Annotated in this window: 20 protein-coding genes; 12 read left to right on the top strand and 8 right to left on the bottom strand. The window is 38.4% G+C overall.

Annotation, left to right across the window (positions count from 1 at the left end; translation table 11 throughout):
- Nucleotides 1–200: 200 nt before the first annotated feature.
- From CRS_RS07730 to CRS_RS07710, 5 genes are all read right to left on the bottom strand, one after another.
- On the bottom strand, nt 201–845 hold the full coding sequence (locus CRS_RS07730) for a response regulator transcription factor (RefSeq protein WP_142723487.1): 645 nt from the start codon (nt 843–845) through the stop codon (nt 201–203).
- Entirely contained in the window at nt 842–1,612 is a 771-nt protein-coding gene (locus tag CRS_RS07725) for a sensor histidine kinase (RefSeq protein ID WP_142723486.1), read from the bottom strand. The genes CRS_RS07730 and CRS_RS07725 overlap by 4 nt, the downstream gene beginning before the upstream one ends.
- A gap of 11 nt (nt 1,613–1,623) precedes the next feature.
- Entirely contained in the window at nt 1,624–2,268 is a 645-nt protein-coding gene (locus CRS_RS07720; protein WP_142723485.1) for a hypothetical protein, read from the bottom strand.
- Nucleotides 2,269–2,281: 13 nt separating this feature from the next.
- The gene (locus CRS_RS07715; protein ID WP_142723484.1) at nt 2,282–2,827 is read right to left on the bottom strand and encodes a hypothetical protein; all 546 of its coding nucleotides are present in this window, start codon (nt 2,825–2,827) and stop codon (nt 2,282–2,284) included.
- A gap of 314 nt (nt 2,828–3,141) precedes the next feature.
- Entirely contained in the window at nt 3,142–3,489 is a 348-nt protein-coding gene (locus CRS_RS07710) for a helix-turn-helix domain-containing protein (protein ID WP_142723483.1), read from the bottom strand.
- 120 nt (nt 3,490–3,609) lie between these two features.
- Here CRS_RS07710 and CRS_RS07705 point away from each other — a divergent pair, with 120 nt between their 5' ends.
- Complete coding sequence (locus CRS_RS07705; RefSeq protein ID WP_142723482.1) at nt 3,610–4,557, top strand: NADP-dependent oxidoreductase; 948 nt, start codon at nt 3,610–3,612, stop codon at nt 4,555–4,557.
- Nucleotides 4,558–4,670: 113 nt separating this feature from the next.
- On the opposite strand, the gene CRS_RS07700 is transcribed toward CRS_RS07705, so the two are convergent.
- Nucleotides 4,671–5,495: a universal stress protein gene (locus tag CRS_RS07700; RefSeq protein WP_142723481.1), complete on the bottom strand. Its 825-nt coding sequence runs from the start codon at nt 5,493–5,495 to the stop codon at nt 4,671–4,673.
- Nucleotides 5,496–5,724: 229 nt separating this feature from the next.
- On the opposite strand from CRS_RS07700, the gene CRS_RS07695 reads away from it, so the two are divergent.
- The 5 genes from CRS_RS07695 to CRS_RS07675 all read left to right on the top strand — a co-directional run bounded on the left by CRS_RS07695 (nt 5,725) and on the right by CRS_RS07675 (nt 13,586).
- On the top strand, nt 5,725–6,843 hold the full coding sequence (locus CRS_RS07695; RefSeq protein ID WP_142723480.1) for a sensor histidine kinase: 1,119 nt from the start codon (nt 5,725–5,727) through the stop codon (nt 6,841–6,843).
- Nucleotides 6,840–7,604, top strand: coding sequence for a LytTR family DNA-binding domain-containing protein (locus CRS_RS07690; protein WP_142723479.1), 765 nt, complete (start codon nt 6,840–6,842; stop codon nt 7,602–7,604). The genes CRS_RS07695 and CRS_RS07690 overlap by 4 nt, the downstream gene beginning before the upstream one ends.
- A 270-nt stretch (nt 7,605–7,874) precedes the next feature.
- Nucleotides 7,875–8,996 carry an efflux RND transporter periplasmic adaptor subunit gene (locus CRS_RS07685; protein WP_142723478.1) on the top strand — a complete coding sequence of 374 codons (1,122 nt, stop codon included), beginning with the start codon at nt 7,875–7,877 and terminating at the stop codon, nt 8,994–8,996.
- A gap of 29 nt (nt 8,997–9,025) precedes the next feature.
- A complete protein-coding gene (locus CRS_RS07680; protein WP_142723477.1) occupies nt 9,026–12,184 on the top strand; it encodes an efflux RND transporter permease subunit in 3,159 nt (1,052 codons plus the stop codon).
- A gap of 28 nt (nt 12,185–12,212) precedes the next feature.
- Complete coding sequence (locus CRS_RS07675) at nt 12,213–13,586, top strand: efflux transporter outer membrane subunit (protein WP_228451205.1); 1,374 nt, start codon at nt 12,213–12,215, stop codon at nt 13,584–13,586.
- A 143-nt stretch (nt 13,587–13,729) separates the two neighbouring features.
- Here CRS_RS07675 and CRS_RS07670 read toward each other — a convergent pair whose 3' ends face one another.
- Entirely contained in the window at nt 13,730–14,212 is a 483-nt protein-coding gene (locus CRS_RS07670; protein WP_142723475.1) for a hypothetical protein, read from the bottom strand.
- Between the two features lie 320 nt (nt 14,213–14,532).
- On the opposite strand from CRS_RS07670, the gene CRS_RS07665 reads away from it, so the two are divergent.
- The 5 genes from CRS_RS07665 (at nt 14,533) to CRS_RS07645 (ending at nt 20,114) form a co-directional block, all read left to right on the top strand.
- On the top strand, nt 14,533–15,111 hold the full coding sequence (locus CRS_RS07665; protein WP_142723474.1) for a DUF4840 domain-containing protein: 579 nt from the start codon (nt 14,533–14,535) through the stop codon (nt 15,109–15,111).
- A 56-nt stretch (nt 15,112–15,167) separates the two neighbouring features.
- A complete protein-coding gene (locus CRS_RS07660) occupies nt 15,168–15,779 on the top strand; it encodes an RNA polymerase sigma factor (protein ID WP_228451204.1) in 612 nt (203 codons plus the stop codon).
- Nucleotides 15,772–17,160 carry a porin family protein gene (locus CRS_RS07655; protein ID WP_142723473.1) on the top strand — a complete coding sequence of 463 codons (1,389 nt, stop codon included), beginning with the start codon at nt 15,772–15,774 and terminating at the stop codon, nt 17,158–17,160. Before CRS_RS07660 ends, CRS_RS07655 begins: the two co-directional genes overlap by 8 nt.
- Before the next feature lie 40 nt (nt 17,161–17,200).
- A complete protein-coding gene (locus CRS_RS07650) occupies nt 17,201–18,163 on the top strand; it encodes a T9SS type A sorting domain-containing protein (RefSeq protein WP_142723472.1) in 963 nt (320 codons plus the stop codon).
- 415 nt (nt 18,164–18,578) lie between these two features.
- Nucleotides 18,579–20,114 carry a YifB family Mg chelatase-like AAA ATPase gene (locus CRS_RS07645; protein WP_142723471.1) on the top strand — a complete coding sequence of 512 codons (1,536 nt, stop codon included), beginning with the start codon at nt 18,579–18,581 and terminating at the stop codon, nt 20,112–20,114.
- A gap of 31 nt (nt 20,115–20,145) precedes the next feature.
- On the opposite strand, the gene CRS_RS07640 is transcribed toward CRS_RS07645, so the two are convergent.
- The gene (locus CRS_RS07640; RefSeq protein ID WP_142723470.1) at nt 20,146–21,078 is read right to left on the bottom strand and encodes an MBL fold metallo-hydrolase; all 933 of its coding nucleotides are present in this window, start codon (nt 21,076–21,078) and stop codon (nt 20,146–20,148) included.
- Nucleotides 21,079–21,623: 545 nt separating this feature from the next.
- On the opposite strand from CRS_RS07640, the gene CRS_RS07635 reads away from it, so the two are divergent.
- On the top strand, nt 21,624–24,731 hold the full coding sequence (locus CRS_RS07635; RefSeq protein WP_142723469.1) for a non-ribosomal peptide synthetase: 3,108 nt from the start codon (nt 21,624–21,626) through the stop codon (nt 24,729–24,731).
- The last annotated feature ends 15 nt before the right edge of the window (nt 24,732–24,746 follow it).

The raw sequence follows: 24,746 nt of genomic DNA, 5'->3' as shown, positions 1-24,746 counted from the left end.
GGGCTGCCTTTCTGTGTTTTTTCTATGACAAAATTCCGTCATTCTGCAGGACGAAAACAGAGGAGAAAACCGTGTTTTGAAAAAGGAAAAACACCTTTTTGTCTGTTTATGAATGAGTTACGAATATCACTTCGGCGGCTTGAAGAGCCGCCGAAGTGATATCAGAATGTGAAGATGTTGGTTAAAAACTACGAATTAATTTAGCAGAGATCATGTTTTAAGGCAAAAAGTACGAGCCCGGCTCTGTTTTTTATATCCAGTTTTACAAAAACAGAATCTCTGTAGCCATCAATTGTTTTGGGGCTGAGGCACATTTTGTCAGCAATTTCTTTGTAGGTAAGTTCGCTGCAGGCCCATTTAATAAACTCTTTTTCCCGGTCTTTAAGCTCCGAAAGCAAAGAGGCATTTTTAGCTTCTTCTGTTTTTACTTTCAATAACTTCTGTGCTACAAAATCAGTATAAAAGCTTCCTTTTTCAAATACGGTTTCAATAGCCTGAAAAAGGATGGAGGGCTGCATATCTTTCAGCAGATAGCCTTTAGCTCCTGCTTTCAGCATTTTAATCAATATTCTTTCATCGTCATCCATGGTCAGGGCGATCACTTTGATATCAGGATAATGTTCTGTAAGCCATTCTGTAGTTTCTATACCGTTTTTATAAGGCATATTGACATCCATCAGTACTACAGCGGGTAATTCAGAAGCTTTTTCCACTCCTGCAATAAATTCTTCTCCGTTGGGATAATTCATAATGACCCTGTACTGAGTATTCTCTGTGATCATATTCTCCAAGGCTTTGGAAATCAGAGTATGATCATCAACGATCGCTATGGGAATAGTTTTCATAATAAATTTTTGTGATAGGTTATCAAAGTTTGTGTTCCTTTATTCAGTTGTGATTGTATTGTGAATTCTGCATGGATCAGCCTGGCTCTCAGCTCCATGTTTTTTAATCCTGAGCCATCCTGAATAATGTTTGTATCAAAGCCTTTTCCGTTATCAGAAATACTGATGTGTAATTTTTCACAGTCATCTTCCAGCTGTATGGAAACGTTTTTGGCTTTGGAATGTTTCAGAATATTATTGATACTTTCCTGGATAATCCTGAAAAGAATAAGACCATGTTTTGGAGTGATATCAATGTCCTGTTTTTGAGTGATGAATTCTATTTTTAATAATTTGAGTTTTCTGATCCTTTGGACTTCTCTTTCTATGGATTCTGCCAGCCCGAAATGAATGATTTGCTCAGTGATTAATGTTTTAGAAAGGTTTCTTATATCCTGTATACATTCTCCCAATAATTCATTGAGTTCGATCAGGTCTTCTTTCTCAGAATCTTTCAATTTGGTAATCAGCTGGTTTTGTCGCAGGCGGACAACGGAAAGTTTCTGTCCCAGATCATCATGTAATTCCTGCCCTATATAATTGAGTGTCTGCTCCTTCATTTCTACCTGTGAAGTGGCCAGCTCCTTTTCAAACCGCAGGTCTTTTTCCTTTTGCTCTATCAGCATTGTTGTTTTTTTCTTGATGAAAACCGCATAAATGAAGATCATTGTCAGAACAATGATGAATAAAGTAATCGTAAAGATGATGACCAGATTATTCTCTTCCATTTTGAGGGTTTTTATCTGATTTTTTCCTGTTTATTCCAAATTAATCCCAATATAAGTATGCTGTTACTGATCAGATTCAGCATAAATAATATAAAGAAATAAATACTCTCCGAAACGGTATTTCTGAAAAAAAGTATCGGGATACTTCCAATAAAAAAGATCAGTAAAGACACTGAAATCCAGAACGGTAAATAATTTTTGATTTCTAAGATCTTATCAGAATTAAAGGTTTGGTACAGAAACAAGATAATTGAAAATAGCAACAGAAGAATATCTGCATAAAGCATATTGAAAGAAAAATGATGAAGCAGATGATCTTCGGTATAAAACATTACAAAGATATTGAGAACAAAAAGTACAAGAATGCCAACCTGTATTTTTTTGAGCAATGGGACATACAATAACTGATAATAATAAAACAAATACAGAAAGAATACAACCATTAAAAACCCGATTACATAAAATATATCTGTGGGCAGTTTCGTCAGGTCGTAATAGAAATAACAGAAAATATCGATCAGGGAAGACAGCAGGTATCCGATGATAAAAAAGAAATTTTCTTTTCCGGTTTTTCTGTATTTTATGATCATTAAAATCATCACTGCAATGGATAAGATCATAGATATCTGTTTCCCTGTTTCAATATTCCAGTTCATAATTTCTGTTTTTTTAAGGCATTGTTCCGGATAAGGTTTTTGGAGGAGGGGCAAGGTTGGTCATATTCATGGATTCTATAGATGGCACATCTGTATTTTCATCAGTTGCCTCGCCTCTGGACATTGCATTGTCTTTTTTTCTTTTTTGTGAAGTAGGAACTAAAAATATGGTTTGGTAGCCTGCATATTCAGGTTTTGCCATTCTGTTTTTAGGATGATTTAAGGGATATTTTCCCATATAAATCCTGATTCCTACATTTTTTAATTTTTGTTTTTTTGCGTTTTCTTTTACGTATTGAATATATCCTTCCATGTCTTCCAGTGAAAACCAGTACCATCGGGAATCGGGTTCTCCGTTTCGGTATTTGGTGAGAATTTCATGATTGGTTCTGGTGTATTCATCAAAAAGGACCCTGCCTTCACGGTAACTGATCAGTTTCTTTTTGTAACTGTTACTTACGGGTTCTTTAGGGGGTTCATTGCAGCTTAGCAAGCAGAAAATAAGAATAAATGCTGTGCAGAGCGGACTTAAAATCTTAGTAAAAAAGGAAGTTTTCATTTTTTATGGTTTTTAATTTTATGGAACAAAATTAGCGAACGGCACAACTATAGAAAAGGGGGAAAACACTGTTTTTATCCTTTATTAAATTTACGACTTTTTGATATTCAGATGGATATGAATTCGGTGTTTATTTTTTTAGTTAAAAATATTTAATGGCAGGACTCTACATAGAATAAAAACCATGATGAACATTCATGGTTTTGATGGAAATTAAAACAGCAAATCCTTAATACGGCAATATCATGTTGCAGTAAGACGAATAACGCATAAAAACAACAGTACCTGTTATCTGGCTAAATCAGGTCATTGTTTTAGCTTTTTATTCTCTCTTTTTCAATCTGATTTTCACCCCAGAGTCTCAGATAATCAATGAAAGGAATGAGTTCGGCGCCGGTTTCCGTTAAAGAATATTCTACCTTTGGAGGTACTTCATGATAGACTTCTCTATGGATAAGTCCGTCATCTTCCAGCTCCCGCACAGTTTGGGTAAGCATTTTAGGAGTAATATCAGAAAGGGCTTTGCGAAGTTCACCATAACGCATGACCGTTTTCAGATGAAGATACCATAAAATACGGCCTTTATACTTTCCTCCAATCCTTTTAAAGGCATAATCCACAGGACAGGATGGCTCATTGGTGACTTTTTTTATTTTTAACATTTTTTCAAATATTTGATAATCAGTATTAGTATATTTTAGGTATGTAGAATACAAAAAAGTGCATACTTGCTGCAAAGATATGATGAGACTACATTTGTCCAACAATTAAAATTAAAAAAGATGAAAGCTGTTATTTTAAACGAAGCAGGAAGTGTCGGAAATTTTCAATTGACAGAAATAGACAAACCTGTAATAGGAAATGATGAGGTGTTGGTAAAAGTGGTATCGGTAAGTATTAATCCTGTAGATGTAAAGTCCAGAGCCTATGAAGGAGTTCTGAACTGGATTTTTGAAGAAAAAAGACCTGTTGTTTTGGGATGGGATATCTCGGGAGAGGTAGTGGAAACAGGGAAAAACGTAACTGATTTTAAAACAGGAGATGAAGTCTTTGGAATGGTTAACTTTTTTGGAAAAGGAAACGCTTATGCAGAATATGTTGCAGCTCCAGCAGCTCATCTGGCATTAAAGCCCCGGAATATTACTCATCAGCAGGCGGCTGCAGCATCAATGGCAGCTTCGACGGCTTATCAGGCATTGGTAGACGTTGCTAAAGTTAAAAAAGGAAGCAGGGTTCTGGTCCATGCGGCGTCAGGCGGTGTTGGTCATTTTGCTGTTCAGATGGCGAAGCATTTCGGAGCGTATGTTATCGGGGTGTCATCCGGTAAAAACAGGGATTTTGTTCTATCGCTTGGGGCTGATGAACATATTGATTATACAACGGAAAACTTTCATGAAAAAGTACAGGAAGCAGATATAGTCATTGACACCCTTCAGGGAAAAACTTTATCTGATTCAGTAGATATTGTAAAAGAGAACGGGGTGATCGTAACACTTCCGTCGCCTGAGATTCCTGAGGATATTGCAGGCAAAGCCACGCAGAGAAATGTGAATATTGAGTTTATGATGGTAGCGTCTAAAAAAGAAACCACGGAGGCAATTGCTGGTTTATTGAAGGAAGAAGTGCTGAAACCCTTTGTTTATAAAACATTTCCGCTGGAAGACATAGCTATGGCACATCTGGAGATTGAAACCAACCGCGTTACAGGAAAAGTAATTGTAAATCTCTAAAAATAAAAACAGGCCCGGGAAATTTTTCCGGGCCTGTTAAACAAGATTAAGTGTAAAATTTAGCCTTTAAAGGCAAAAAGGATAATTCAAATGTGAACAGATTTTTATTGATCTTAATCTATGTTTAAGGGAATTGACAGTAATGGTACTTTATTCCTGTAAGCCATAATAGCTGTTTTACTGCGGTGGAAAAGAGATTCTACAAGGTTGTATTTGTAAGGAACCATAGTCAGAAGATCAGGGCTGGTAATTTTTATTTCCTCTTCTATAGCCTTAATGACTTCGATGGATTGAATCATTTTAAAGCTGTATTTAATATCATCCAGATCATATCCGGAATTCAGGACAACATCATGAATAACCTCAGTAAAATCTTCCAGACTTTCGCTTACGTTAAAGACTTCAATCTCAGCATTAAACTCATTAATAAAATAATAAATATCGTTCATTGCAGACCAGGTCATACTCCTGTGCGTGTCATAAGCAAAAAGTATTTTCCTGATTCCTGTATATTCTATATTGGAAGGAACAATTAATATCGGCTTTTTTATTCTGTGAATTGCCCTTGTGACATGATTGCCCAAAAGCTTTTGTTCCAAAGTTTTCTCTGCCATTCCCATGACCAGGAAACCACAGCCTTTTACCTGTATACAGTTTTCAAGTTCTTCAATAAAATTGCCGGATGCCAGATGGTATCCGGCTTCAATACTGTACAATCTTTTAAGCTCCATTGCTTTATCCTCCAGTTTTTTTTGATTTTTAAGCGTCTGGGTATAGAAAAAATCTGCCGAAGCCTGTGCATTCAAAGCATGAATGGAAACGGTTTGAAGATTAAACAGTATAATCTTATAGGTATTTTCTTTAGCCATAGAGGCTGCATAATGAACAGCATTTTCAGCTTCCTCAGAAAAATCTGTGCAGACAATTATTGTTTTCATTGTACTGGATTTAATACAGCAAAACTATGACAGCCAGTCATTAGCTTATGATAAAAATAGGGTGATCTTACATAAAATCCTGATGAAATGTCTTTTTCAGGTGATGAACCGTCATATTCATTTGAACACTGTTATTTTACGTTTCAGCTCCCGTTTTGGCGGTCTCGTCTGAAACAGGAAAGACTCATATAAAATCTATTTCTATATTTACATTCACAAAGTTCCGGATATGAATAGGATTTCTGCCATCAGGAAAAATATAGTACGAAATAAAAAGATTCTTTCCACTATGAAAAGAAGGCTCGTGATCTGGGCTCTAGCAGTGGTTACTTTCTGTGTTTTCTCCTATCTGATAGATCCTTTTGATCCTGTTTGGAAAGGATATCTGAATACCCCGCTGCAAATGATCCTGGAAGACGCCTCATGGATCATCTTTTTTTCTATCATTATTTCAGAGGTCAGTATATTTATTGACAGAACGCTCAATAGGCTGCTTCCCTGGAGAAACAGAACCGTAAAGCGGTTGTTTATTCAGTGTCTGCTGCAGATCGTGGGAAGTGTCATGATTGTGATTATCATTAATGCAATCGTAGACTGCACCTCAGTAACATTGCCGGAAATGGATTCCCGTAAAGAATATACGCTCCTGGGACAATGGATCGCAACCAATATTGTAATATCTTTGATTATCAGTGCTTTTAATACTGTGGATTATTTATTGGAAAACTGGAAGAAAACGGCTGTAGAAGCTGCCCAGCATAAACTCCGGGCATCAAAACATAAGCAGGCTGCCATGGCGGCGGAACTTCAGGCACTGAAGCTGCAGATAGATCCTCATTTTATTTTCAATAACTTAAGTGTACTGTCAGAACTCATCCTGGAAGATCAGCAGTTAGGCTATGAATATTCAGAGAAATTTGCAAGAGTCTACCGGTATCTGTTGGTTAACTCCAAAAAAGATATCATCGCAGTAGAAGAAGAACTGAAATTTTTAGAATCCTACATTTTTCTGATTGAAAAGAGGATTGGGGAAGGTGTTATATTTAAAATAGATATTAAAGAGGAATACAGGTCTATGTACACGCTTCCACTGTCTTTACAGCTGCTGGTTGAAAATGCCATTAAACATAATCAGACCTCTAAAATAAACCCTCTGGAGATTCATGTTTATACCAGTGCCGAGGGAGAATTGGTGGTTTCCAATACATTTCTGCCTTTGATCAACAAGCCGGACTCCTCAGGAGTGGGGCTTACCAACATCATTGCCCGGTATGAAATATTAGGATACCCAAAGCCTGTGATTGAAAAGACCGAAGATAAATTTACTGTAAAACTTCCATTGATATGAAGATTAATAAGATTTTAATAGTTGAAGACGAAAAGCCCAATGCTGACAGATTGAAAAGACTGTTGCTGAAGTTAAGACCTCATATCGAAATCCTGTCTGTGGAAGATTCGATAACTTCAACAGTACACTGGCTGGAAAATAATGTTGTTCCTGATGTCATTATGATGGATGTCCGTCTTGCAGATGGGCTCAGCTTTGAAATATTTAATAAGCATGAAATTAAAAGTGCGGTTATATTCACCACAGCCTATGACGAATATGCAGTACAGGCATTCAAATACAACAGCATAGATTACCTTCTGAAACCTATCGAGGAAGAAGAGCTGGATGCTGCTTTAAAACGCTACGAAACCTTTATGGAAGCCGTTCCAGTGGTAGGAACAGCCATTGAAGGCCTACTGAATTATATCCAGCCGAAAGACTACAGAAAACGTTTTCTTATCACCCACAGAGACGGATATAAAACCGTTCTGGCGGAAGATATTCTATACTTTTATACTGAATTGGGAATCAGTAAAGCGATGTTGAACACAGGAGTTGTCGAAAATGTACCACAAACTCTGGAAGAACTTGAAAAGCAATTGGATCCGAAATTCTTTTTCCGGGCCAACAGGCAGTTTATCATTCACATTGATTCTGTAAAACATATTTTTAATCATTTTAATGGAAAACTAAAGCTGGAACTGAGAAAGCATCCTGAAATGGAGGTGATCGTAAGCCGTGAAAAGGCTTCTATTTTTAAATCCTGGATGGATTATTAACTTTATAAAAACATAACCGAGATTGCTTTTACATAAAGCAATTTTTTTCATTTCATTTGTGAATCTATTAATTTTTTCCAAATGATTTCACTCTTGTTTTGACCCGATAAGCTTTCTTTTTTGTCATATTTATAAGAAAAACAACTGTTTTCCTTTCATTTTTCCTATCATACGTTTCATGTGCAATTAATGACACTTCACCCAACTTCTGAATGAATATCACTATAAGATGAAGTTATTTTGCTCCTGTAAAATTTAAAAACTCATGTTATGAATTACAGAAAAGGATATCTGGCACTTTCACTTATGGCAGCAGTAATACTGTATTCGTGCGGTTCCGGGAATGGTCAGGAAAGTGCTCAGCAGATGCAGCAGGCATTGCCTACAGATTTTATCCAGGTGAAATCCGGAGATGCAGAAGTGTCTACAGGATACCCGGGAAGCATAGAAGGACAGGATAATGTGGATATTAAAGCACAGGTGACAGGCTATCTGGAAGCGGTATATGTCAAAGAAGGACAGTATGTCAGTAAAGGTCAGACCCTTTTCAGGATAAATCCATCGGTATACAATGAGCAGGTTAATACCAATGAAGCCGCTTTGAAATCTGCTCTTGCAGCACAGGAAACCGCAAGATTGGAAGTAGAAAAACTAAAACCTCTTGTAGAAGGAAAAGTAGTTTCAGATATGCAGCTGAAAACAGCTCAGGCGAGTTATAAGGCAGCCTCGGCCCAGGTTGCCCAGGCACGGTCTTCTTTAGGTTCATCAAAGATCAATGCCAATTTTACTTACATCAAAGCTCCTGTGAGCGGATACATAGGAAGAATTCCGAATCGGGTTGGAAATCTTATCAGCCCCTCGGATGCTTCTCCGTTGACGACTCTTTCAAGTATAAACAGTGTGAATGTGTACTTTTCAATGAACGAGGCTGATTTCATTGCACACAGCAGAGCAGCAGCATCAGGGAATACTGTGGAAGATGTAGAACTTATCCTCGCAGACGGCTCTACCTATTCTCTCAAAGGAAGACTTGAAAATGCCAGCGGAAACTTCGACAGAAATACGGGGAGTATTCAGATGAAAGCTGTTTTTCAAAATCCGGATAAATTATTAAGAGCCGGAGGAACGGCCAGAGTAATGATTCACAATGCGCTGAATGGAGTGGTTAAGCTTCCGAAAACATCAGTGAAAGATATACAGGACAGATTTTTTGTCTATAAACTGAATGGTAAAGACAAAGTTAAAATGACTCAGATTACTGTTTCAGGAAGTACATCTCAGGATTATTTTATCAAAGAAGGAGTGAATGCGGGAGATAAGATCGCCATCAACAGAATTGATGCCCTTACAGACGGAGCACAGGTAGTTGCCCAAACTGTTCTTTCGAAATAGTTGTATAACCATTCTTAGAAAATTCAAAAATGTTAAAAAAGATAATAGACCGTCCGGTACTGGCGACGGTAATATCCCTTATCATTGTCATTTTAGGGATCATAGGATTAAACCAGCTGGCGGTGACCAGATTTCCGGATATCTCCCCACCTACAATTACCGTTTCAGGGTCATATCCCGGAGGAAACAGTGAGACTGTGATCCGTTCCGTGGTAACTCCACTGGAAGAACAGATCAATGGGGTAGAGGATATGGAATATATGAAATCCACAGCAAGTAATGACGGAACATTCTCCATTTCCATTATATTCAAGCAGGGAGTCAATGCGGATCAGGCTGCGGTGAATGTACAAAACAGAGTACAGCAGGCTACACCAATTCTTCCACAGGAGGTAGTGAGAATGGGATTGACCACCTCCAAGCAGCAGAACAGTATGGTATTGATCTTCAATATTTATACGGAAGACAATAAGCAATATGATGAAACCTTCCTTCAGAATTATGCGAATATCAACCTTATTCCACAGGTCAAAAGAGTAAAAGGAGTAGGACAGGCTATGGTATTCGGGATTAAAGATTATTCCATGAGAATATGGCTTAATCCTCAGAAAATGTCATCCTACGGACTTGAACCGGCTGATGTTTCCAGAGCTATTGCTGATCACAGTTTAGAATCAGCTCCGGGTAAACTTGGGGAAGAATCAGATGCTGCTTTAGAGTATGTGATCAGATATAAAGGAAAGAAGAACAAGCCGGAGCAATATGAAAATATCATTGTTAAAAACACAGGAAGCCAGGTTATCAGGCTTAAAGATGTTGCCCGTGTGGAATTCGGAGCTATTTCAAATACGGGAGATAACCTGTCTAATGGGAAAAATGCGGTTACTGTAGCGATCATGCAGACTACAGGATCTAATGCCAACCAGATTGAAATAGGCGTCAACAAAGCCCTTGATCAGTTATCAAAATCATTTCCTCCGGGCATTAAATATACGAAGGTAATGAGCACCAAAGAAAGATTGGATGAGGCAACAGGACAGGTGAAATCAACACTTATAGAAGCATTTATTCTTGTATTTATTGTCGTATTTATCTTCTTACAGGATTTCAGATCTACGATTATTCCGGCAGTGGCAGTTCCGGTAGCGATTATTGGTACATTTTTCTTCCTTCTGGTCTTAGGATTTACCATTAATGTTCTGACTCTTTTCGCCCTTGTACTGGCCATTGGTATTGTAGTAGATGATGCTATCGTAGTAGTAGAAGCCGTTCACAGTAATATGGAAGGAACAGACCTTTCGGGAAGAGAGGCAACCCATAAAGCGATGAGTGAGATCACGGGAGCGGTTATTTCCATTACGTTGGTGATGTCTGCAGTATTTATTCCAATCGGGTTTATGTCCGGTTCAGCAGGATTGTTTTATAAGCAGTTTGCCTATACATTGGCGATAGCCATTATCATTTCAGCGGTTAACGCATTGACTTTAACTCCAGCTTTATGTGCTGTGTTTTTGAAAAATAACCACGCAGGAGAAGGTGAAAAACCAAAAGGATTCGGGCAAAGATTTGCAGTAGCATTCAATGCAGGATTTAATAATATGACCAACCGTTACGCAAAAGGAGTCCGTTTTTTAATAGGAAGAAAATGGATTGCAGGAGGATTAATAGTAGCCGTTATCGGTGTTGCAGGATGGTTGATGTCAAGCACGCCTAAAAGTTTTGTACCGATGGAAGATGACGGATTCTTTATGTACACGTTAAGCATGCCTCCGGGAACAGCATTGACGAAAACAACAGAAGTTTCCAACAGGATCAACAATATCTTAAAAGGGGTAGAAGCAGTACAGGAAAATACTTCCATTACAGGTTACAATCTTCTCAGCAACAGTGCGGGTCCGGCCTACGCAATGGGATTTGTTAAGCTGAAACCTAAAAAAGAAAGAGGAGAAGTTCAGGATATTCAGGCTGTTGTAGATATGGCTACTGCCAAATTAGGAGTGATCAAAGAAGGGAGTGTAATGACGTTCAGAATGCCTCCGGTAGAAGGTTATGGGATGACCAATGATGCGGAGATTGTTCTTCAGGACCGTATGGGAAGAGACCCTCAGGTTCTTAAAGCTAAGGCAGATGAACTGATAGGTCAGCTGATGCAGGTCCCGGAAGTGGCATTTGCCTACACCATGTTCAGGGCAGATTATCCCCAAATGGAGCTTGAAGTGAATGAAGATAAAGCAAAACAGTTGGGAGTAAGCATTTCAAATCTGTTGGGGACCGTTCAGACGTATTTCTCCGGAGACCAGTCTCAGAATTTCTCAAGATTCGGGAAATTTTACAGAGTGAATATTAAGGCAGACGGCGTTTTCAGGATGGATGAACAAGCCTTCAATGATATTTTCGTAAAGAATGAAAAAGGAGATATGGTACCGGTAAACACACTGATCACTTTGAAAAAAGTTTACGGTCCGGAATCCGTTCAGCGTTATAACCTTTATAATTCATTAAACATCAACGTGTCTCCAAAACCCGGAGTAAGTAACGGAGAATTGATGGGTAAGCTGGAACAAACCTTAAGCAAACTGCCATCTGATTACAGTTACGAATGGACAGGGCTGAGTTTGGAAGAAAAATCGGCAGGAAATCAGACGATTGCCATCTTTGGACTGTGTTTGCTTTTTGTATACCTGCTGCTGGCGGCTCAATATGAAAGTTATATTCTTCCTCTGGCAGTTATGCTTTCTATCCCAACGGGAATTGTAGGGGCATTCTTAGGTATAAAAGCGATTGGATTGGATAACAATATTTATGTACAGGTAGGACTGATTATGCTTATCGGTCTCCTGGCCAAAAATGCGATCCTTATTGTGGAATTTGCCATACAAAGAAGAAAATCAGGTCTTTCGATTCTGGATTCTGCACTGGAAGGAGCCAAGGCGAGATTACGCCCGATTATCATGACATCACTGGCCTTTATTGTCGGAATGGTTCCGCTGATGATCTCTACAGGAGGTATGGCTTCAGGAAACAAATCAATCAGTACCAGTGCAGCAATGGGAATGCTGAGTGGAGTCGTTTTAGGAGTTTTTGTAATTCCTGTACTCTACATGTTCTTTCAGTATCTGGATGAGAAGTTTTCTGCCAAAAAGAAGTACAATACGATAGAAAATCAATTGACAAATGAGAGTATTTAATATAAAGAATTTCCTTATTTCAGGCACAATGGCATCTCTTCTAGTGTCTTGTGCCGTAGGGAAAAAATATACAAGAACAGACCTTCAGATTCCTGAAACGTACAAAGAATCTGTACAGGTAACAGGCGATACTGTAGTGTTACCATGGAAGACTTTCTTTAAAGATCCGAAATTGATCGGTTTGATAGATAAGGCCCTTTCAAGAAACAATGAAGTAAACGTTGCCCTGAAAAATATAGAACAGCTGGATCTTGCTTATAAACAGGCCAAGCTGAGTCTCATGCCGACACTGGATCTTACTGCCGGAGCTAACAGGAGCTGGGCTTCTACCAATACCCTTAACGGTTCTTTGAATGAACAGTTTGTAGGAACAAAATACATGGATGATTTCAGTGCTGCCTTGCGCCTTTCATGGGAAATAGATATTTGGGGAAAAGCCAAAATGCAGAAAGAATCCGCAGCAGCAGAGTATTTTGGACAGAAAGAAAACTTAAATGCCATCAAAAGCAGGATTGTTGTGCAGGTAGCTCAGGCTTATTACAATCTCATAAGCCTTGATGAACAACTGAAAATAGCTGAACAGAATATCGAACTGAGTGACAATACCCTTAAAATGATGAACCTTCAGTTTAAAGCTGGGCAGATCAATTCGCTGGCTGTACAGCAGTCAGAGGCACAAAAGAAAACAGCTGAACTGCTGATCCCTTTGGCAAAGCAGAATATTGCTGTTCAGGAAAATGCATTGAGTATCCTTTGTGGGGAATATCCAGCCAAGATAGAAAGAGAAGGAAATCTTAAAACAATGATTCCTGAAAATAAACTGTCCGAAGGATTACCTGCACAACTGCTGAGCCGCAGGCCGGATTTGAAAATGGCAGAATTCAATGTCATCAGTTTAAATTCTAAAACAGGACTGGCAAAAGCCGCAATGTATCCAAGTATCAGCCTTAGCCCACAGATAGGATTGAATTCGAATAAATTCAACTCATGGTTTGATATTCCGGGATCTATTACCAAAGCGATTGCTGCTAATCTGGCAGCTCCGGTTTTTCAGAAAAAGCAACTGAAAACGGCTTATGAAACAGCATTGATTGAGCAGGAGAAAGCAGCCATTAATTTTAAACAGTCTGTCATGACTGCGGTTGGGGAAGTATCTGATGCCATGGCTAAATCTAAAGGGTCTTCAGAAAGGCTGGAGCTTTTGGAGCAGAGAACAGCTATTCTGGACAAAGGAATCAATGATGCTCTGAAATTGTATAAAAGTGGCATGGCGACCTATCTGGAAGTGATCACGGCACAAAATAATAAACTGCAGAATGATCTGGAAGCGATCAATGTTACGCTGGAAAGATTAAATGCTGAGGTGGATCTGTACAGAGCACTTGGAGGTGGAGTGGAATAATCATATAAACAGGGAATAACAAAAGGAAGCTATACAGATGGCTTCCTTTTTTGTCCAAAAATAATTTGTTGTTTTTAAAAAAATAAATAGCCATTCCGGCTATTTATTCCCACAATCAAAACAATATTTGATATAATAAAAATTTATTTTGCTACGTATGAGTAATCTTTAATGAAAGTCTGTCCGGCTGCATAGGTTTTGTTTTCATCGGTCTCGATAGTTCCGCCCACTTCAGCTTTGTAACTTACAGAAATAGGGGCACCGTCAAAGTTGGATACTGCAACGTGCAGGCTTGAAAAATTAAACGGCTTTACGGTTTCAAACACATATGTTTTTGTATTTCCGGTAAAATCATTTACCCCCAATGAACTTGTATTGGAATTACCTTCAGAAGTTCCGTTCTTTTTCCAGACAGGACTTCCATACTGGCTGGCATCATGATTTCCAGCACTTACGAGAAAGTCAATCTGATCGTTAGAATCAGCCCCGTTTACCGTAATGGTAAATTTCATGTTCGCTTTTGCATCAACAGGATCATCATCCTTGCTGCATGCCGAAAAAACAGCGCCTGCCATTGCGATCATTAAAAAAGTCGAAATAATTTTTTTTGTCTTTGGTCTTTTCATAACAGTTAATATTTTGCCTTTTATTGTTGGGACAAATGTAGTCTGAGACTTAGGGTACCGGCAATACATAAAAACCATGTTTTTTTTCTACCAGAAATTAGGTAGAAGACAGGTTATAACCATTTTCTAAGTAAAAATCCTGATTTTGAATATGAATTTTATAAACATATATGAAAGCTGTTGAAATTTTATAATCACTAAATCAATTAGTTATAGATATTTTTGTCTTTTTTTTAAAAAAATATGCAAGATTTTTGAAAAGCTGGATTTATATAGATGAGTACTCGAAAATAATTAATGTTCAACGAAAAAGTAATGCAATGAAAAAATTGACAGTACCCCGATTTTTTATAACAGTTTTAATGGTTTTAACAGGTTTTATCCTATTCTCATGTAATGATAATGACGGTCCGGATATACCTCCTGTTAAAATGGAAGACTTAAAAGGAAATTATAAAGGTAAGCTGATTATTGTACAGGGAAATAGTAAAAGAGAAGGAATAAAAGAATTCAAAGTAAAGAAAGATACGATCTCATTTGCCGAATTTCCAATAACCGAAATTGTAAAAACAGTAGTGAAAGACCCAGCAAAAGCAGAAACAGCCATAAAAGCACTTGGAAAAGTAAAGTATGACCTTAAATATGCAGCAGTGATCAATACATCAAACAATGTGATAGAACTTACTTTTGCTCCTAAGAGTATGGAACTTCAGATTCCTGTAGACGGCGTTAATAAAAAAACCGTTGTGGAATTTACTGCAAAGCAAAAAGGATATTATGTAGGACTGGATCAGACGCTTAGATACTCCGTAACAGCAGAGAAAATTACTGTAGATGGTACATTGGTTGCTCCTTATGAGGTTATTGATTATAATTTTCCTTTCTGTATAAAAAATTAATTAATAGATATTATCATAAATGGATTGCACTTTAATAAGATGCAATCTATTTTTGCTTGACAGTTTATAACATCCTAACGGGTACGGCAGCATTGGCATATATGGAAGAAAGTAAAGAACAGATTTTGGTAAAGCACCTTCTGAAGAAGGAGGAGGCTGCCTGGAAAGAGCTTTTTGGAGCTTATTCCGGAAATCTGAGCTATGTATGTTCCCGTTATGTGACAGAAAAAGAAGATGTTCATGATGTGCTTCAAAACAGTTTTATCAAAATGTTCCGTTCGATAGAATCTTTTGAGTACAGAGGCATTGGTTCTTTAAAAGCCTGGATGACCCGTATCACCGTTAATGAATCTCTGAAACATATAAAACAGAAAGGAGATTTCAGATCAGCCATTGAAGTAGATGATCTTCCGGATATTCCTAGCGAAGAAGAACCTGATTTTGAAGAGATTCCCCGTGATGATATTATGAAGATGATCAGGTCTCTTCCTGAAGGGTACAGAACTGTTTTTAACCTGTTTGTATTTGAGACAAAAAGCCATAAAGAGATTGCAGGGCTGTTGGGAATTGCAGAAAACTCTTCTGCCTCTCAGTTTCACCGTGCAAAAGCATTGCTTGTTCAGAAAATAAAAGAATTTAAAATGTCAAAAAAAGCACAATATGAATAATGAATGGCTAAATAACCTGCGAAGCAGAATGGATGACCATCAAGAGGACGTTCCGGAAGGGTTGTGGGATGACATCAAAGATGAATTATTCTCGGGAACAGAAGACAACAGCATTCCGGGATTTATTCCTGAAATTCATGAGGGTGAAGTGAAAAAGAAGGAAAGAATTGCAGGTACAGGACGGAAATCTTTATTCTATCGTGTCGGAGGTATTGCTGCTGCTATTGCATTATTGTTTTTGCTGACAAAAATACTGCCTCATCATGATCCTGGAAAAACCTTATCTCAGAAACCGGAAGATGGGAAAAAAGAAAAGAAAAAAGGTTCTTTAAAGATTGATGAAACCGGGCATGTTTTAAACAGTGGAATACCATCAGTAACAAATACCTCTTTAACTGAAAATATATTGAGGACAGGTGCTTCAGAGAAAACATGGGTACAGAGAGATTCTGATAACGGAGCAAAAAATAAGCTGGGAAATATTCAGGATATGATCAAGCTTCCTACAGATTCAGAATCTTTTCCGCAGGAGAGTAAAATCGTCCATAAAGTATCTCCTGTTGACGATACTGTGAGAGAGCCGGCTAAAGAAGAAACTGATGAGGTTCTTTTTAAACAGGAAAAGCTGAAGGAAGTATATGCTGAAAACACAAAACATACTACTGCGAAATCCAGAAATAAAAAGTCCTGGATGCTGGGTATGCTTACAGGAAATATGGCTTCCAACTCTGCCGAACAGCAGTTTCCTGGCTATGCTTCAATCACAGGAAAGGCCATGAATGTTGAACAGGTATGGACTACTTCCGAGTATCATGATGATCCTCTGACTGCCATATTACTGGCGAATCAAAGCCAACCGGTAGAAGCGAGAATCAGACATAAGGTACCCGTTACATTCGGACTTTCTGTTTACTATAATCTTGGAAAAAGATGGGGTATAGGAACGGGGCTGAATTATACCAAACTTTCTTCTGAACTGCATTCCGGAAGTGACAACAACTATATTAAGGGAGATCAGACGGTTCATTATATAGGAATTCCAGTGCAGGTCAATTATAACGTCATTCAGAAAGGAAGATTCACGGGGTATGTTACAGGTGGGGCGCTTGTGGAAAAGCCTATAGCAGGAAATATAACAACAACCTATGTGGTGAACGATGAAATAAAAGAATCGTCGAAAGAACGCCTGGAGCCCAAGCCTTTACAGTTCTCCGTCAACGCAGCGGCAGGTTTTCAGCTGAAGATCATTGATAAAGTCGGGGTGTATGCAGAGCCGGGAATAGGATATCATTTTAAACAGGAAGATGCTCCCAATACAATTTATAAAGAAAAACCGCTTCATTTTAATATGAAATTCGGTGTAAGAGTGCTGTTGGATTAATGTTGGGGATTTAAAATAAAACCAAACTTAATTATCATATATGAAAACAAAACTAATTTTTTTGGTGTTTTTATTATTCAGTATTTTGAATATAAAAGCACAGTGTACTCCTACAATTACCAGCCCAAGGCTTGGGCAGAAATATCCCGGAACCGTCCTGTTCTGTGATACGGAAGATGAAGTACTTTCTACCACACAGACGTATACCACATACCAGTGGTATAAGCAGGAATGGACCTGGCAGACTCCCAATAATAATCCATGGGTAGCGATTCCGGGAGCTACATCACAGCAGTTAACCATTAGTGGTAACGACCAGCTGAACTATTTCAAAGTAGTTGTTACCGATGGAGATTGTACAGCAGAGAGCCCGACAGTATTTGCCGACGGTTTTGTATATGGTCTTCCGGCAATGATGACAACATATACTCCCGGAACGTATGAAGAAGATATGGGAACAGTAAAAGTATGCAACGGTGCTTCTGTACAGTTTGATAATATATTCCCATTGGTGTATGGTAAACATACCTGGTTCAGATGTGTACCAAGCAGTAATCCTCCGTTGGCAGGAGACCCTTGTATCATTCCTGGCGTCATAGGGGCTACCTATGTGGCAACAACTTCCGGTAAATATGGATTTTATGCCTGCACGGAATATTGTCCGGATCAATGCCAGATGTTGGATCCGTTTGCGTTTGTGGAAGTGAATTTCGGAAACTGGGAATTCTGCAGCAATTTGGCAATAGGAGAGACAAAAGTTAAGGATAACAATCTGAAAATTTATCCCAACCCTACTGCACAGCATCTTTATATTGGGAAAGAATCAGATAAGGTCTATAAAGAAGTTACCATTATAGACATGTCCGGAAAGCTGGTCCTGAAGAAAACGGAACACAGGTACAATCAGCCCATAGATGTGAGCCAGCTGGTGCCGGGAAATTACATTATTGTGTCTAAAAGCACGGATGGAAGTGAATATAAAAATAGATTTATAAAGAAATAGGATTATGTAATCTGAATATGCCAAAATATTGATTGTGGGAAGGAAGAATGGATGTCAGAGGAGAGATGTTCCTTGTATTGAAGAAGAACTAGAGTAATTTATTTTAATACTTTACGCCAATAGATAAAATTTCATCCTTGTTAATCTAATGACGTCATAATTACCCCAAAAGGAATTCTCTCTTTCTGGCATCGGCTTCCTGACTCACGCTTAATTTTTCTGCAACTCAGACGAAATAATCTTTTTCGTTAGTTTTAATAATGGTTGGGTCGGTACAAAGAAATTTGTACCGATTTTTTTATTCTGAATTTTTCTTAAAATCTTTTTAAATATCTCAATTTGGTCAGGATATTATTCATTTAAGTGTCGGATTATCAAAATAATATATTGTTTATTTTTACCTCAAAAACACACCATGCTGATCAAAATTTATGGAAGTGCCATTCATGGAGTGGCTGCTCAGACTATTACGATTGAAGTGAATGTAGATACCGGAGGAGTGGGATATCACCTGGTGGGACTTCCCGATAATGCGATCAAAGAAAGCAGCTACAGAATCTCAGCTGCACTAAAAAATGTAGGATATAAAATTCCGGGGAAGAAAATAACCATTAATATGGCTCCTGCAGACCTCAGAAAAGAAGGCTCTGCTTATGATCTCAGTATTGCTGTTGGTATCTTAACGGCTTCAGATCAGATACTGGCAGAGGACGTTAAAGACTATGTTATTATGGGAGAACTTTCTCTGGATGGAGGTCTGCAGCCGATTAAAGGAGTTTTACCTATTGCAATTCAAGCCAGGGAAGAAGGGTTTAAAGGGATTATTCTTCCCAAGCAAAATGCCAGAGAGGCAGCTATTGTCAATGATCTGGAAGTTTATGGAGTCGAAAACATACGAGACGTCATTGATTTTTTTAATGAGGGCAGGCCGCTTGAAAAAATGACTTTGGATACCAGAAAGGAATTTCACGAGAAGATCAACGACTTTCCTTTCGATTTCTCTGAGGTTAAAGGACAGGAAACAGCCAAAAGAGCGATGGAAGTTGCCGCAGCAGGCGGACACAATATCATTCTGATCGGTCCTCCCGGAAGTGGAAAAACAATGCTGGCCAAAAGAGTTCCCAGTATTTTACCTCCTTTGACATTGAAAGAAGCTCTGGAAACAACAAAAATTCATTCTGTAGCCGGAAAGATAGGAACAGAAGCGTCGCTAATGACTGTTCGTCCTTTCAGATCTCCACACCATACTATTTCTGATGTTGCTCTTGTAGGAGGGGGAAGTTATCCCCAACCTGGTGAAATCTCCCTTGCGCATAACGGGGTATTATTTCTGGATGAAATGCCCGAATTTAAGAGAACGGTGCTGGAAGTGATGAGACAGCCTCTGGAAGACCGTGAAGTAACCATTTCAAGAGCCCGGTTTACAGTAAATTATCCTGCAAGTTTTATGTTGGTAGCGTCTATGAATCCCAGCCCAAGCGGGTTCTTTCCTGACGATCCTAATAATACCTCATCCGTTTATGAAATGCAGCGCTACATGAATAAGCTTTCAGGTCCGCTTCTGGATAGAATCGATATTCATATTGAAGTTCAGAAAGTAGAATTTGAGCAGCTTTCTGAAAAAAGAAAAGGTGAGAAAAGCAAAGACATCAGGGAACGTGTACTGAAAGCCCGGGAGATTCAGAATAAACGGTATCAGAATCTTAGTATCAGCAGTAATGCCCAGATAGGACCAAAGGAAATTGAAGCATTCTGTGAGCTGGATGAAGCCTCGTTCAGCCTTATCAAATTAGCAATGGAAAAACTAAATCTTTCGGCAAGAGCGTATGACAGAATCCTGAAAGTCGCAAGAACAATTGCCGACCTTGAAGAATCCGAGAATATTCTGTCTCATCATATTTCCGAAGCCATACAATACAGAAGTCTGGACCGTGAATTCTGGAATGGATAAACGGTCCGGACCTCTTTTTTTGTTAAAAAAATTATACTGTACCTGCTTCCAGATCAATTTTAAGATTGATCGAAAAAGGGTTGTTGTATACTTTAGGAATCCATTGAAACTGACCGTTTACTTTATTAATGTATCCTACTCCTGGCCATGGAAGGTGGGCAGAGCAGATAAGTGTTCTGTTTTGATAGCAGTTTTCAAGAACTTGCTTACGGGTTTCAACACCTGTTTCAAAGTCGATATCCCACTGTGTACCCCAATCAGGTTTTGCAATAAGCAGTGGAGAATGAAAAAGATCTACTACATTGGTCATTGATAAATCCCCATCATTCACTGTATATATAATATGACCAGGAGTATGTCCGGGAGCGGCCTCTGTCTGAATACATGAGAATAGCTGATCTCCCATTTTAAATTTTGTAAGCCGGCTGTCTATGGCAGAAAGTACTTTTCTAACTAAGGGGATGCTTGGCTTTCCTCCTTCCGGGTTTTTGCTTTTTTTAAAATCCGGGTCGTCGCTGGTCCAAAATTCAAATTCCTGGCTGGAAATATAGTAATGGGCATTAGGAAATACAAAATCACCGTCTTTAGAAAGAATTCCTCCGATATGGTCTCGGTGAGCATGTGTAATCAGAATATCAGTGACAGACTCTGGCGCAAAGCCCGCTGCCGTAAGACTGTATAATAATTTCCCTGCATTTTCATCATCATAAAACCCTTCTCCCGTATCCACTAAAATGTTGCGGTCGCCCTTCTTGATAAGCATCACATTAATGGGTGCCTCATAATAAGATTCCGATAAATAAAGATTGCGGAGTTCGGTTTTTACAAGATTTTGAGGAATATCGGGTGCTAAGATGGGCTGGTGATATCCAATACCAAAATATCCGTCAGAAAGTATAAAGATATCAAGTTCATTGCATGGAATATGTATGAATCCATGGTCGCTCTTCAGTTTTTGATTCATATTAAAATGAATTGTGTTTTGTTTTTCACAAATTTAGAGATTATTCCCATACATTGATCCTCTAAAAGATGTATAAAAAAGAATTTTGTTTTTTTGGTATGCAATAAATTGTAATTCAGCTTTTTATTTTCTTCCAGAATATCAATTACGGAATGTGGTAGAGGATAATAATTATGTAACGCATACCTTAAAATATTATGTTAAGTTTGATTACCAAATTATTAAAATTATTACATTATGAAAATCAAATTTTTAAATTCTGAATAAAGATTTACATCTGATTCCCAAAGAATATCTGGATATATTCTTTATCCTTTCTGACTGAAATAAATAACGTTTAAACGCTGTTTACCGTTCTGCTCATTGAGCGGATCGCTTAATACTGCATCATTCAGTTTTTAAACCTTTTATGAAAACACATTTAGTAAATAAGCTGTGGTTATGCCTTATGCCTTTATTTTTTTATTTCATAGAGGCCTAAAATCAATTTGATGTAGAATTAAAGCTATTAATTGCAAATTTTTAAACCAAATCAAATTATTATTATGTCAAACACAATTCCCTCATTAGAAACCTTATCAATAGGTTTGGCAGTATTGCTGTCATCAGAAGACAGAGAAAAACTTTTAACCGGATTTAATAAGACTGGCTGGGATTATCGTCAGGAAGAGACATTGGAATCTCTTTTCCGAAAACAGGCGATCCTTCATCCGGATAAGACATCCGCTGTTTATCAGGATGAAGAAATTACTTACAGAGAAATGGATCGGAGAAGTAACCAGGTAGCCAACTTTTTATTAAGCCGCGGTATCAAGGAAGGGCATTATGTTCCTATCTGGCTCGATCGTTCCTTAGAATGGATTGTTGCAGTTCTTGGAGTTATTAAAACGGGAGCAGCATATGTTCCCATAGATCCTGCTTATCCTGCGAAAAGAGTGGAGTACATTCTCGCAGATACTTCTTCTGATGTTATTATTACCAATCAAAGCCTTAAAGATCTTTTATCAGAAACAGAACAGGCTAAAGTATTTGATCTCGGTAAGATGGAAAATCTTAATCATTTACCATCAGAGTATCCGAAAATTAAAACTCATCAGAGCAGTCTTGCCTATACAATTTATACTTCAGGCTCTACCGGAAAGCCAAAAGGAGTAATGGTAAGCCATCAGGCCATACAGCATCTGGTAACATGGCATAATCATCATTTTCATGTGGACCACAGTTCAAGACTGACCCTTGTTGCTGGATTGGCATTTGATATCTCTGTATGGGAAACCTGGTCGGCTCTTACCTCAGGAGCAACTGTTTTTATTGCAAATAATGAAGAGCGGACAGATGCTCAGGCATTGGTAGATTACTATAGAAAAAATCATATTACACATGGCTTTGTCCCTACGGTTCTGGCTCCTTCTGTAGTAGAGCATACCCGGAATTATAGCAACCTGAAATTAAAATATCTCTTTACTGCAGGTGAAAAGCTGAAACCTGTATTGACTGCAGAGCTAAGCTACGAGCTGATAGATTATTACGGTCCGACAGAATGCACTGTATTTGCCACCTTTAAAAAAGTGAAAGAAGTTAACGGAAAATATGTTTCATCCATAGGCAGGCCGATTGCCAATGCAAAAGCATATATTTTGGGTGAAAATATGGAATTGCTGCCCGTAGGTGCAGTAGGAGAATTATGCATTGGGGGAAATCTTTTAGCAGAAGGATACCTTAATAATAAAGAACTTACTGATTCTAAATTTATGACCAATCCTTTCCGGGAGACAGAAAAAATATACCGTACGGGAGATCTGGCCAGATGGAGCCAGGAAGGTGAGATTGAGTTCCTGGGAAGAATTGATAATCAGGTGAAAATTCGTGGATTCAGAGTTGAATTGGGAGAAATAGAGCGCTCATTGATGCAACAGGAAACAATAAAAGAAGCAGTAGTTATTGGAAAAGAAACAGATGAAAGTACAGGATATCTTATTGCTTTTGTGGTATTAAAGACTGAAGCAGCAAAGGATGTTTCAATAGTGCGAAACGCATTAAAGGAAGAACTTCCTGGCTATATGATTCCTGCTCAGATTATTTTTATAGATACCATTCCGTTGACGGCAAATGGAAAAACAGATACGCAGACATTAAAGGACCTTGCTGACAATGAAGCAAAAGAATTGATTTCATTTGAGCCGCCAACCAATGAGACCGAAAGGATCATTGTAGACGTCTGGTCTTCTGCGTTGGAACGTCCTGTTATTAATATTACCGATAACTTTTTTGACATCGGAGGAAACTCCCTGCTGGTGGCAACTGTTGCTGTTACATTACAAAGAAAGCTTGATGTAAAGGTTTATCTGAGAGATATCTATCAGTATCCGGTATTGCAGCAGCTTTCGGAGATTCTTATTACCCGGTCCAGAGAAATGAGAGACGCTATTCCGGCAGAAGATGTGGAACCTTATGTTGAGTTACAGAAAGATGTTTACCTGGCTCCGGGAACTGTTTTTGCGGGAGGGTTTGATCCCAGACAGGTAGAAAATCCCGGAACAATATTTTTAACGGGAGTTACAGGATTTGTAGGAATTCATCTTTTGCAGGAACTTCTGGATACTACAGATGCAGATATTTATTGCCTTGTGAGAGCTCAGGATGAGTATGCTGCAATGGAAAAGGTTGACAGATATTCTAAACAATACCGCATTCCTCAGAAAAAAGAGCAAAGATTGAGAATTATTCCTGTCATCGGAGATCTGGCATTACCGTCATTGGGTTTATCCAAAGAAGTATTCACAGAGCTGGCAAAGCAAGTCGATGTGATTTACCATTCAGGGAGCTCAGTAAACTTCATTGAACCTTATTCTTATATGAAGGCTCCGAATGTAGAAGGATTAAGAGAAATCATAAAGCTGGCAGGGGCAGAGAGAACAACCTGTCTCGCTTTGTTGTCCACTATATCGGTATATAGCTGGGGACATGTATTTACAGGAAAAACCGTGATGCTTGAATCTGATGATATTGAACAGAACTTAATGTCTGTGAGTAAAGATATAGGGTATGTTAGAAGCAAATGGGTAATGGAAGCAGTAGCGGATTTAGCTGCTAAAGAAGGACTGCCATTAATCACTTACCGTTTGGGATATGCCATGTGCCATAGCGAAACAGGAGCAAGTGCTTCCTATCAATGGTGGTCGGGATTAGTGAAAAACTGCATAGAATTCAAATCTTATCCTGCCTTAACAGAGCTTAGAGAAGGGCTTATCACGGTAGACTATATGACAAGAGCAATGGCTCATATCACAAAAAATAAAGAAGCAATAGGGAAGAAGTTCAATCTAATAGCCCGTCCGGAAACGAATCTTACGCTGGAAGATTTCTTCGGATTGATGAAAAAGTATTATCCGTTTACGCTGAAGGATATTCCATACAAAGAATGGCGAAAACAATGGGAAGATGACAGTAAAAATCGTTTATATCCACTGACAAGCCTTTTCAGGGATAATATGCATGAAGGCTTATCAACAGTAGAGCTTTATCAGAATACTTATATATGGGATTGTTCCAATGTTATTCAGTTTTTGGAAGGCTCCGGTATAGAGGAACCTGTATTTGATAAGAAAATGCTGGACTCGTATTTGAAATATCTCGGGGTTCCGGTTGAATAATATTACTGATATTAA

Origin of the sequence: Chryseobacterium sp. ON_d1 (assembly GCF_006829085.1) — a bacterium.
Lineage (GTDB): Bacteria > Bacteroidota > Bacteroidia > Flavobacteriales > Weeksellaceae > Chryseobacterium.
This window is presented reverse-complemented; position numbering and strand designations above follow the sequence as displayed.